Raw genomic sequence first — 10,751 nt, 5'->3', positions numbered from 1 at the left:
CCCCCCGGGGGGCCGCCCCCCCCCCGCCCCGGCCCCGACCCACCACCCAACCGAAGGCGCTGCACCCGCCCCCACCTGGCCCGCACGGGCGCCGCAGGCATCGAACCTCAACCGCCCCCACCACCAGACCGATAGGCGAGACGGGGCTGACCACCATGTGACCGGCCGGTAAGGTCAGTGGCGTGCCGAAGCCGCTCAGTCTCCCCTTCGATCCCATCGCTCGCGCCGACGAACTGTGGAAGCAGCGCTGGGGCAACGTGCCGTCGATGGCGGCCATCACCTCGATCATGCGCGCGCACCAGATCCTGCTCGCCGAGGTGGACGCGGTGGTCAAGCCGTACGGACTGACGTTCGCGCGGTACGAGGCGCTGGTGCTGCTCACCTTCTCCAAGGAGGGCGAGCTGACCATGTCGAAGATCGGCGAGCGGCTCCAGGTGCACCCCACCTCCGTGACGAACACGGTCGACCGCCTGGTCAGGTCCGGCCTGGTCGCCAAGCGCCCCAACCCGAACGACGGCCGCGGCACCCTCGCCTCCATCACCGACAAGGGCCGCGAGGTCGTCGAGGCCGCCACCCGCGACCTGATGGCCATGGACTTCGGCCTCGGCGTCTACGACGCGGAGGAGTGCGCCGAGATCTTCGCGATGCTCCGCCCCCTGCGGGTGGCGGCGAACGATTTCGACGAGGACTGAGAGGACCGACCCGGCCCAAGATCTCCCGGAACGGGCGGTTACGCTCGACGTCATGAAGAAGAGCGTGCTGACCCGCTACCGCGTCATGGCCTACGTCACCGGTGTGCTGCTCGTCCTGCTGACCCTGGGCGTGATCGCCAAGTACGGGCTTCACGTGGACGGCGCCGACAAGTTCACCACCGTCATCGGCATCGCCCATGGCTGGCTCTACGTCGTCTACCTGGTCTTCGCCTTCGACCTGGGCTCCAAGGCGAAGTGGCCGGTCGGCAAGCAGCTGTGGGTGCTGCTCGCGGGCACGGTCCCCACGGCGGCCTTCTTCGTCGAGCGCAAGGTCACCCACGAGCTGGAGTCCAAGGTCACGGACGGCACCCCCGCGGTCGCCAAGGTCTGACCCACCGCCCTCCAGCACCGCCCTCAACCGCAGCCCTCCACCACGGCCCTCCGCCACCGCTCTCACCGCCGTACGCCACCCGTACGGCGGTCTCCCGTCGACATTTACTAGGACGTCCTAGTAAATTCGAGGGTATGGACGCTGACGCGATCGAAGAGGGCCGCCGACGGTGGCAGGCCCGGTACGACGCCGCGCGGAAGCGGGACGCCGATTTCGGCACGCTCTCCGGGGATCCCGTGGAGCCGGTGTACGGACCCCGGCCCGGGGACGTGTACGAGGGGTTCGAGCGGATCGGGTGGCCGGGTGAGTTCCCCTTCACCCGCGGGCTGTACTCGACCGGCTACCGGGGCCGGACGTGGACCGTCCGGCAGTTCGCCGGGTTCGGCAACGCCGAGCAGACCAACGAGCGCTACAAGATGATCCTCGGCCACGGAGGCGGCGGCCTGTCCGTCGCCTTCGACATGCCGACCCTCATGGGCAGGGACTCCGACGACCCCCGCTCGCTGGGCGAGGTGGGGCACTGCGGCGTCGCGATCGACTCCGCAGCCGACATGGAGGTGCTGTTCGACGGCATCCCGCTGGGCGACGTGACGACGTCCATGACGATCAGCGGGCCGGCCGTCCCCGTCTTCTGCATGTACCTCGTCGCCGCCGAGCGGCAGGGCGTGGACCCGGCGGTGCTCAACGGCACGCTCCAGACCGACATCTTCAAGGAGTACATCGCCCAGAAGGAGTGGCTCTTCCAGCCCGAGCCCCATCTGCGGCTCATCGGCGACCTGATGGAGTACTGCGCGGCCGGCATCCCCGACTACAAGCCGCTGTCCGTCTCCGGCTACCACATCCGCGAGGCGGGCGCGACGGCCGCGCAGGAGCTCGCCTACACCCTCGCCGACGGTTTCGGATACGTGGAGCTGGGGCTCAGCCGAGGGCTGGACGTGGACGTGTTCGCGCCGGGGCTGTCCTTCTTCTTCGACGCGCACGTCGACTTCTTCGAGGAGATCGCCAAGTTCCGCGCGGCGCGCAGGATCTGGGCGCGGTGGATGCGGGACGTGTACGGGGCCCGGTCCGAGAAGGCCCAGTGGCTGCGCTTCCACACCCAGACCGCCGGTGTCTCGCTCACCGCGCAGCAGCCGTACAACAACGTGGTCCGTACGGCCGTCGAGGCGCTCGCCGCGGTGCTCGGCGGCACCAACTCGCTGCACACCAACGCCCTCGACGAGACCCTCGCGCTGCCCAGCGAGCGGGCCGCGGAGATCGCGCTCAGGACCCAGCAGGTGCTGATGGAGGAGACCGGGGTCGCCAACGTGGCGGATCCGCTGGGGGGTTCGTGGTACGTCGAGCAGCTGACCGACCGGATCGAGGCCGACGCCGAGAAGGTCTTCGAGCGGATCAAGGAGCGGGGTCTGAAGGCCCACCCCGACGGGCGGCACCCCATCGGGCCCGTCACCTCCGGCATCCTGCGCGGGATCGAGGACGGCTGGTTCACCGGCGAGATCGCCGAGTCCGCGTTCCGCTACCAACAGGCCCTGGAGAAGGGGGAGAAGAGGGTCGTGGGCGTCAACGTCCACACCGGGTCGGTCACCGGTGACCTGGAGATCCTGCGGGTCAGCCACGAGGTGGAGCGGGAGCAGGTCCGCGTGCTGCGCGAGCGGAGGACGGCGCGGGACGAGACCGCCGTACGGTCCGCGCTCGACGGCATGCTCACCGCGGCCCGTTCGGGCGCCAACATGATCGGGCCGATGCTGGACGCCGTACGCGCCGAGGCGACGCTGGGCGAGATCTGCGGGACGCTGCGGGACGAGTGGGGCGTGTACACGGAACCCGCCGGGTTCTGAGCCCCACCGCGTTTGCGGCCGCTCATTCCTGGGCCGCCCACTCCTGGCCGCCACGTTTCAAGTGCCCCGCAGGAGCCCCGCCCAGGCGGGGTGAATCGATTCGCCTTCTTCTCCGCCGTCAACCCCACGCATAACATCAGCACCGTCGACTGTGCCGACCGCTAGGGGACCTGACGGTGCGTAGGCTGTTCAGACCAAGGGCCGTCAAGGGTGCCCTCGCGATCGCGGCGGCCCTGCTGCCCTGCGCGTGGTTCGCCCCGCTCGCCTCCGCCCACGCGGGGCCGCCCTCGCCGAACCCGGTGGCCGAGCGGCTCGACGCCTACTGGACCGCGGAGCGGCTGGTGGCCGCGCTGCCCAGCGACACCGCCGACGACGACGCGCAGACCGTCTCCGCCAAGGTGGACGGCTCCCGGCCCGGCGAGTACGTCCCGGCCAGCCGCAGCTTCGACGGCATACCCCAGGCCGGCACCTTCTTCTGGACCGACCCCACCGGCACCGGCCGCACCTGCAGCGGCTCGGTGGTGCACAGCCCCGGACACGACCTGGTGCTCAGCGCGGGCCACTGTCTGCGCAGCTATTCGGGCAGCTCCCAGCGCCGCAACCTCGCCTTCGTGCCGCAGTACCACGACGGGCTGAAGCCGTTCGGTGTCTTCCCGGTCCGCGCCAACGGCGTCTACGTCCCCCAGCAGTACTACGACCTGGGCGAGGACGCGGGCGCGGAGTACGACGTCGGCTTCGCCGTCACCGAGCCCAACCAGAACGGCCTGTCCCTGGAGGACGCGACCGGCGGCGCGGTGCGGCTGTTGACCGGCACCGGATACCGGCACGCCCCGGTGCGGATGATCGGTTACCCGGGGGGCGCCGAGAAGCCGCTGGAGTGCTGGAGCTGGACCACCCGCTGGGACAGCGACGACCCCGCCGACCCGGGCAGCTATCTGCGCATCGCCTGCAAGGCGTTCGTGGACGGCACCAGCGGCGGGCCGATGCTGGTGCCGTGGTCGGGCGGCTGGGCGGTGGTCGGCATCGTCGGCGGCTACCACACCGGCGGCAACACCCCCGAGATCTCCTACAGCGCCTACTTCGGCGACAAGGTCCGGGCCCTCTACGACGACGCGGTGAGCGGAGCCCCGCCGGCCGGCCCGTCGTCCTGAGGCCGGCCCCCGGCGTCCGCTCCGAGACCGCCCAGGAGCAGGGCGGTGAAGGCGCGTACCCACTCCGCGTCCGCCGGACGGCCGCTGACCAGGGTGCGGTGGACCACCGCGCCCGCCACCACGTCGAAGATCAGGTCGGCCGTGCGGGCCGACTCCGTCGGATCCGGCTCCGGGGCCAGTTCGCCGCGTCGCTGGGCGCGGGCGCGGCCCTCCAGGACCAGGCACTTCTGCCGGTCGACGATGGAGTCCCGGATGCGCTCGCGCAGGGCGTCGTCCCGAGTGGACTCCGCGATCGCCGCCATCAGGCCGCTCTTGGCCTCGGGGCGGTCCAGGATCGCCGCGAACTGCAGCACCACGCCCTCGATGTCGGCGGCGAGGCTGCCGCGGTCGGGCAGGCGCAGCTCGTCGAAGAGCTCGGCGACCGCGTCGACGACCAGTTCGTTCTTGCCCGCCCAGCGGCGGTAGAGGGTCGTCTTCGCGACCCCGGCCCGGGTCGCGACGTCTCCCAGGGTGAGCTTGGACCAGCCCAGCTCCACCAGCGCCTCCCGGGTGGCCGCGAGGATCGCGGCGTCCGCCTCGGCGCTGCGCGGGCGTCCCGAGGCGCGGGGGGTGGGGGTGCGGCTCTGCATGCCCCGACCATAACCGGCGGTTCTTGTGATGCCGTGAGGGAGATCACCGAGGGGTGGTACCCGGGAGGCACCCGGTGCCATTACGCTACGACTCGTAGCGAAACCACGGGCGTGGCGCGGGGTGGGGACCCGGCGCCGACCACACGCGAGTTCGACCGGCTTTCACGGCGCTTTTCATTCACACGCGCGGACGGGGGAGGATAGACGCATGCAGCCACGGAACATGTCCATGAGCGGAGTCGTCGACCTCGCCGCGGTGAAGGCGGCCCAGGAGGCCAAGGCCAAGGCGGAGCAGGCGCGCGCCGAGGCCGCCCGGCAGGGCGGCGGCACCGGAGCCGTCTCTCCGGCCGATCTGGTGATCGACGTCGACGAGGCCTCCTTCGAGCGCGACGTCCTGCAGCGGTCCACCGAGGTGCCCGTCGTCATCGACTTCTGGGCCGAGTGGTGCGAGCCCTGCAAGCAGTTGAGCCCCGTCCTGGAGCGGCTGGCGGTCGAGTACGACGGGCGCTTCCTGCTCGCCAAGATCGACGTCGACGCCAACCAGATGCTGATGCAGCAGTTCGGCATCCAGGGGATCCCCGCGGTGTTCGCGGTCGTCGCCAGCCAGGCGCTGCCGCTCTTCCAGGGGGCCGCGGGCGAGGCGCAGATCCGGCAGACCCTGGACCAGCTGGTGCAGGTCGCCGAGCAGCGCTTCGGCCTCACGGGCCTGACGGTCGACCCCGACGCCGAGCCGGGCGGCGCCCCCGTGAGCGCCGAGGCGGTGCCGGTGGGGCCGTACGACGCCCTGCTCGAGGCCGCCGTACGCGCCCTGGACTCGGGGGACTTGGGCGGCGCCATCCAGGCCTACAAGAACGTGCTGAGCGACGACCCCGGCAACCCGGAGGCCAAACTGGGGCTCGCGCAGGCCGAGTTGCTCCAGCGGGTGCAGGGTCTCGACCCGCAACAGGCGCGCAGGGACGCGGCCGAGAAGCCGGCCGACGTCCACGCGCAGATCGCCGCGGCGGACCTGGACCTGGTCGGCGGTCATGTGGAGGACGCCTTCGGGCGGCTCATCGACACCGTCCGGCGCACGGCGGGTGACGACCGGGACACGGTGCGTCTGCGACTGCTGGAGCTGTTCGAGGTCGTAGGGGCGGATGATCCGCGTGTGGCGACGGCCCGGAGGGCGCTCGCGCGGGCGCTGTTCTGACCAGTCGCTAAACACCACGGCATGTGATGCCGGAGTGAAAGATTTGCCGACGGAACGTCAGTGCGGCCGCGCTTTACCAAATCTTGGTAATCGCGGCCGCTGTTACTACGAGTAAGTTACGGGCGTTGATCTGTCGGATTCTGTCCAACGATCAATAGTTTTGTACCGCCCCCCTGCAGCACCCTCCGTCGCCACCCGAGACCTCTGGGTCGTGCTTCGGTTATCCGGCCGTTACTACCCAGTAACGAAGCCCCTTGTGCGGGCGGCGAGAATGCACCACGATCGGCGACGCTCGGTCCATTCCCGTACCCCGACAGCCGGTCGGGACGCGGGAGTTCCTGGGTCCCCACCGAGCAGAGACGGCGCCAGGGTGCGTCGGCTCTTGGGCAGGGGGGTCTTCGTCCACTCGGCGAAGCCTGTCCAGCAAGGTTGTGCGTGATGCGTGTCAGGCGCGACCAGTGGTTGTCGCTCGGGGGTGATCGCCGGTGATCGGTGCGCGGTTCGCGCCTCCGAGTACGGGCGCTCCCCTTCCCGAGGACGTAGCACTTCTCCCATCCCTGCCCGGACGAGCCGCCGACTGGGGGCCGCCGGGACCAGGAGATGTACGTCCGAGAAGGAGGAAATATGGAGTCCCAGGTGCGTGGCGGGACCAGATGGAAGCGGTTCGCTGTGGTCATGGTGCCCAGCGTCGCCGCAACGGCCGCGATAGGTGTCGCCCTCGCGCAGGGCGCTCTCGCCGCGTCGTTCAGTGTGTCGGGCCAGGAGTTCAAGGTCACGGCCGACCAGCTCGAAGGTGACGGGTTCTCGCAGTACGGAGCGATCGACTCGGGGTACACCCTCGACGGGCAGAAGACGGCCCACCCGGTCGCGGTCTCGGCGTTCAACTCGGCGAGCATCACCAACCTGTGCCAGTCGGTCGTCACCCCCAACATCCCGATCATCGGCAACGTCAGCCTGGTCCTGAAGGCGGGCGGGGGCGGTACTCCGGTCCAGGCCAGCAAGCTTTACATCGACCTCAGTGATCTGTCCGCCGACGCGACGTTCACGAACATCGACATCGGTGTGGCCGCCAAGGACGCCAGCAAGGGTCCCGGCATCAAGAGCGGTGACACCGCGAACCCGTACGGATTCGCGCAGCAGGCCGAGCACGCCTCACTGAGCAACGTGAAGCAGACGGCGTGGGCGACCACCGCCGGAACCTTCAAGCTCAGCGGGCTGAAGATGTCGGTCCAGACGGGCACCCACGAGTGCTACTGAGCACTCGTTGACGGGCGGGGGAGCCGAACGGCGCCCCCGCCCGTCCACCTTCCACCGACTTCTTCACACTCAGCACAACTCATCACCACAGCACCATCACCACAGCAAAGCCGCACCAGGGAGCTGTTTTCCATGAGCGCCGAGACTCCTGCCGTACCCGCCGGCCAGTTCAGTCGCCGGAGGGCGCAGTTCCGCGCCTGGCGGGGCACGCGGCCGTTCTGGGCGGGGCTCTTCGTCCTGCTCGCCGGTTTGCCGATCATGTACTTCCCGTACGCGCATCTCCAGGTCGGTCATCTGACGTTGGCGATGGCCACCACGGGCGGGGCCGGCTCCCTGATCATCGGCGTGCTGCTCGTCGTGCTGGGATTCAGCCTCTGGTTCCAGAAGCACGTACGGGTCTTCGCGGGCGTCGCGGCGATCCTGCTGGGCCTGGTCTCCATCCCGGTGTCCAACCTCGGCGGCTTCCTGATGGGCTTCCTGCTCGCGCTGGTCGGCGGGGCCATGGCCGTGTCGTGGGCGCCGGGCGTGCCGCCGGAGGAGCAGCCGGTGCAGGAGGACACCACGGGAGCGGGCGACGCCCCGCAGGCCCTGGACTCCGACACCACGATCCTCAAGCCCGTGGTCGGTGAGCCGAACGATCTGTCAGGAACGAGCCCGGCCAACGGGGCGAACGGGAGGCACAGTGCCGGCTGACGAGGTGACCCACGGGACTGATGTGGACGAGTCCCGTGTGAGAACCGGGCCGCGCCACGCGGCCCCCAGGAAGCCGCTGTTCACCAGGTTCCACATGCCCGCCGGCAAGGCGATAGCCATGGCGGCCATGCCGACGGCGGTCATCATGGGAATGGGGTTCACGTCCTCACTGGCGCTCGCCGACAGCGGTGGCTCCACCGCGACGTCGAACAGCCAGAAGGCCGACGACTACAAGGACTGTGTCGCCGCCCTGGACGGCTCCTCTGCCTCGCCGTCGCCCTCCGCCTCGGCGAGTTCGAGCGACTCCGCCGACACGGCGACGCCCTCGCCGTCCGCCTCGTCCTCGGCGGACACGTCGAAGGGCTCGTCGACCGCGGACTCCGGCAAGACCTCTTCGTCGGATTCAGGTTCCGACGACAAGGCCACGCCGACCCCGTCCGCCTCGCAGAGCAAGTCCTCCTCCGGTGACACCGCGTCGACGCCCACCCCCTCGGCGTCGGCGAGCAGCAGCAGCGGTGGCGGCCTGCTGGAGACCATCGGCGACACGCTCGGCAGCATCTTCACGGGTGGCAGCGGCAGTTCGACGTCGAGCGCGAGCCCGACGCCGTCCCCCTCCGCGTCGTCCTCGGCGAGTGACACCAAGGACTCGTCCTCGGGCGCCGGCGCCTCGGACACCGTCAAGGACACCACCAAGAAGGTCACCGACACGGTCAAGGGCACCGTGAAGGACACGACCGACGCGGCGTCCAAGGCGGCGGACAGCGCCACCGCGGCGGCCGAGGCGGCCACGTCCTCCGCCAGCCCCTCGCCGAGCGCGAGTTCGAGCGCGGACGCGGCGAACTGCGAAGCCGCCACCGACGCCACCAGCGGTGTCGACAACACGGTGCCGGTGGCGAACGACCCCTGGTACCTCAACGCCAGCTCGCTGACGCTCAAGGGCGCCGACTACAAGGGCATCGTCGAGGTGAAGACGGCCGGAGGCACCGTCAAGAAGGTGCTGAAGTACGTCATCTCGGGCGGCACGGACATCGGTGACCTGCACCAGACGGTCAAGGACACGAGCCAGAACAAGACCTACCACGTGCAGGCCGGCAAGGGCACGACGTCCACGATCCGCGACGGCGACACCACGATGTACACGCAGTCCATCTCCGGGAACCTGTTCGGTCTGATCCCGATCACGTTCAGCCCCGACAACCCGCCGCCGCTGAACATCCCGCTGATCTACTTCACCAACGTCAAGGTCGTCCAGGCCGGCCAGTTCGGCGGCACCCTGCACGTGCCCGGGATGCACGTGTACACGACCGACGGAACCGGCTGAGCGCCGCCACAGGCCCGTTCGGGAGCCGCGCAAGCGCTGAGGGCGCCCCCTGATCCAGGGGGCGCCCTCAGCGCCGTACAACCGCCTTCTCGGCGGCGTCAGTTGTTCGTGCCGCCGATGTGGTGCACGCGGAGCATGTTGGTGGTGCCGGGGACGCCGGGGGGCGAACCGGCGGTGATGATGACGATCTCGCCCGGGTTGAAGCGGTTGATCTTGGCGATCTCCGCGTCGACCATGTCGACCATCTCGTCGGTGGTGTTGACGAACGGCACCACGTGCGACTCCACGCCCCAGCTGAGGGTCAGCTGGTTGCGGGTGTTCTCGTCGGTGGTGAAGGCGATGATGGGCTGCTGCGCGCGGTAGCGGGACAGCCGGCGGGCGGTGTCGCCGGACTGGGTGAAGGCCACCAGGCCGCGGCCGCCGAGGAAGTCGGCGATCTCGCAGGCGGCACGGGCGACCGAACCACCCTGGGTGCGCGGCTTCTTGCCCGGCACCAGCGGCTGCAGGCCCTTGCTGAGCAGCTCCTGCTCGGCCGCGGCGACGATCTTCGACATCGTCTTCACGGTCTCGACCGGATAGGCGCCCACGGAGGACTCCGCCGACAGCATGACCGCGTCCGCGCCGTCGAGGATCGCGTTGGCCACGTCGGACGCCTCGGCGCGCGTGGGGCGGGAGTTGGTGATCATCGACTCCATCATCTGGGTCGCCACGATCACCGGCTTGGCGTTGCGGCGGCACAGCTCGATGAGCCGCTTCTGCACCATGGGGACCTTCTCGAGCGGGTACTCGACGGCCAGGTCACCGCGGGCCACCATGACGGCGTCGAACGCCATCACGACGCCCTCCATGTTGTCCACCGCCTGCGGCTTCTCCACCTTGGCGATGACGGGGACCCGGCGGCCCTCCTCGTCCATCACCCGGTGGACGTCGGCCACGTCCTTGGCGTCGCGGACGAAGGACAGGGCGACCATGTCGCAGCCCATGCGCAGCGCGAAGCGGAGGTCCTCGACGTCCTTCTCGCTGAGCGCCGGCACGTTCACGGCGGCGCCGGGCAGGTTGATGCCCTTGTGGTCGGAGACGACGCCGCCCTCGATGACGATCGTCCGCACCCGCGGGCCCTCGACGTCCAGGACCTTCAGCTCGACGTTGCCGTCGTTGATCAGGATCTGGTCGCCGCGGTCGACGTCACCGGGCAGGCCCTTGTACGTCGTGCCGCAGATGGTCTTGTCGCCCGGGACGTCCTCGGTGGTGATGATGAACTCGTCACCGCGCTCCAGCTCCACCGGGCCCTCGGCGAAGGTCTCCAGACGGATCTTCGGGCCCTGCAGGTCGGCGAGGACGCCGATGGGACGCCCGGTCTCCTTGGACGCGGCACGGACGCGGTCGTACCGCCCCTGGTGCTCGGCGTGGGAGCCGTGGCTGAAGTTGAACCGGGCCACGTTCATTCCGGCCTCGATCATCGAGACCAGCATTTCGTGGGAGTCGACCGCGGGGCCGAGAGTACAGACGATTTTCGAACGGCGCATGGGGCGATCCTATCGTTTTGTTTCGCCGCGGAATATTCCGTCTGGCGGAAGATTCATATGGGCGGAG

At 69.7% G+C, this 10,751-nt stretch carries 10 protein-coding genes; 8 read left to right on the top strand and 2 right to left on the bottom strand.

Features of this window, described 5'->3' with window-relative positions; genetic code table 11:
* Positions 1 to 182 precede the first annotated feature (182 nt).
* From MKW14_RS39335 to MKW14_RS39320, 4 genes are all read left to right on the top strand, one after another.
* Positions 183 to 692 carry a MarR family winged helix-turn-helix transcriptional regulator gene (locus tag MKW14_RS39335; RefSeq protein ID WP_240871328.1) on the top strand — a complete coding sequence of 170 codons (510 nt, stop codon included), beginning with the start codon at positions 183 to 185 and terminating at the stop codon, positions 690 to 692.
* A gap of 52 nt (positions 693 to 744) precedes the next feature.
* Positions 745 to 1,083, top strand: a complete 339-nt coding sequence (locus tag MKW14_RS39330; RefSeq protein WP_240871327.1) for a DUF3817 domain-containing protein — start codon at positions 745 to 747, stop codon at positions 1,081 to 1,083.
* A gap of 134 nt (positions 1,084 to 1,217) precedes the next feature.
* Positions 1,218 to 2,918 (top strand): coenzyme B12-dependent isobutyryl-CoA mutase large subunit, encoded by a 1,701-nt coding sequence (icmA, locus tag MKW14_RS39325; protein ID WP_240871326.1) that lies wholly within the window; start codon positions 1,218 to 1,220, stop codon positions 2,916 to 2,918.
* 176 nt (positions 2,919 to 3,094) lie between these two features.
* A complete protein-coding gene (locus tag MKW14_RS39320; RefSeq protein WP_240871325.1) occupies positions 3,095 to 4,069 on the top strand; it encodes a trypsin-like serine peptidase in 975 nt (324 codons plus the stop codon).
* On the opposite strand, the gene MKW14_RS39315 is transcribed toward MKW14_RS39320, so the two are convergent.
* Positions 4,021 to 4,698 carry a TetR/AcrR family transcriptional regulator gene (locus MKW14_RS39315; RefSeq protein ID WP_240871324.1) on the bottom strand — a complete coding sequence of 226 codons (678 nt, stop codon included), beginning with the start codon at positions 4,696 to 4,698 and terminating at the stop codon, positions 4,021 to 4,023. The two genes, MKW14_RS39320 and MKW14_RS39315, sit on opposite strands and share 49 nt — an antisense overlap.
* A 208-nt stretch (positions 4,699 to 4,906) precedes the next feature.
* Here MKW14_RS39315 and MKW14_RS39310 point away from each other — a divergent pair, with 208 nt between their 5' ends.
* The 4 genes from MKW14_RS39310 to MKW14_RS39295 all read left to right on the top strand — a co-directional run bounded on the left by MKW14_RS39310 (position 4,907) and on the right by MKW14_RS39295 (position 9,158).
* A complete protein-coding gene (locus tag MKW14_RS39310; protein WP_240871322.1) occupies positions 4,907 to 5,887 on the top strand; it encodes a tetratricopeptide repeat protein in 981 nt (326 codons plus the stop codon).
* 624 nt (positions 5,888 to 6,511) lie between these two features.
* Positions 6,512 to 7,144, top strand: coding sequence for a DUF6230 family protein (locus tag MKW14_RS39305; protein ID WP_240871320.1), 633 nt, complete (start codon positions 6,512 to 6,514; stop codon positions 7,142 to 7,144).
* Positions 7,145 to 7,276: 132 nt separating this feature from the next.
* On the top strand, positions 7,277 to 7,837 hold the full coding sequence (locus MKW14_RS39300; protein WP_240871318.1) for a DUF6114 domain-containing protein: 561 nt from the start codon (positions 7,277 to 7,279) through the stop codon (positions 7,835 to 7,837).
* Entirely contained in the window at positions 7,827 to 9,158 is a 1,332-nt protein-coding gene (locus MKW14_RS39295; protein ID WP_240871316.1) for a hypothetical protein, read from the top strand. The genes MKW14_RS39300 and MKW14_RS39295 overlap by 11 nt, the downstream gene beginning before the upstream one ends.
* A 98-nt stretch (positions 9,159 to 9,256) precedes the next feature.
* On the opposite strand, the gene pyk is transcribed toward MKW14_RS39295, so the two are convergent.
* Positions 9,257 to 10,684, bottom strand: a complete 1,428-nt coding sequence (gene pyk, locus MKW14_RS39290) for a pyruvate kinase (protein ID WP_240871313.1) — start codon at positions 10,682 to 10,684, stop codon at positions 9,257 to 9,259.
* Between the last annotated feature and the right edge of the window lie 67 nt (positions 10,685 to 10,751).

The organism is Streptomyces gilvus (genome assembly GCF_022513565.1).
Classification (GTDB): Bacteria; Actinomycetota; Actinomycetes; order Streptomycetales; family Streptomycetaceae; genus Streptomyces; species Streptomyces gilvus.
Note: the sequence above shows the minus strand (reverse complement) of the source record. Positions and strands in the feature narration are given on the sequence as shown.

What these genes read in the sequence shown, in the direction of transcription:
- MKW14_RS39330 (WP_240871327.1), top strand. Translation starts at nt 745, where the DNA reads ATGAAGAAGAGCGTGCTGACCCGCTACCGCGTCATGGCCTACGTCACC.
- icmA (WP_240871326.1), top strand. Translation starts at nt 1,218, where the DNA reads ATGGACGCTGACGCGATCGAAGAGGGCCGCCGACGGTGGCAGGCCCGG.
- MKW14_RS39315 (WP_240871324.1), bottom strand. Translation starts at nt 4,698, where the DNA reads ATGCAGAGCCGCACCCCCACCCCCCGCGCCTCGGGACGCCCGCGCAGC.
- MKW14_RS39310 (WP_240871322.1), top strand. Translation starts at nt 4,907, where the DNA reads ATGCAGCCACGGAACATGTCCATGAGCGGAGTCGTCGACCTCGCCGCG.
- MKW14_RS39305 (WP_240871320.1), top strand. Translation starts at nt 6,512, where the DNA reads ATGGAGTCCCAGGTGCGTGGCGGGACCAGATGGAAGCGGTTCGCTGTG.
- MKW14_RS39300 (WP_240871318.1), top strand. Translation starts at nt 7,277, where the DNA reads ATGAGCGCCGAGACTCCTGCCGTACCCGCCGGCCAGTTCAGTCGCCGG.
- pyk (WP_240871313.1), bottom strand. Translation starts at nt 10,684, where the DNA reads ATGCGCCGTTCGAAAATCGTCTGTACTCTCGGCCCCGCGGTCGACTCC.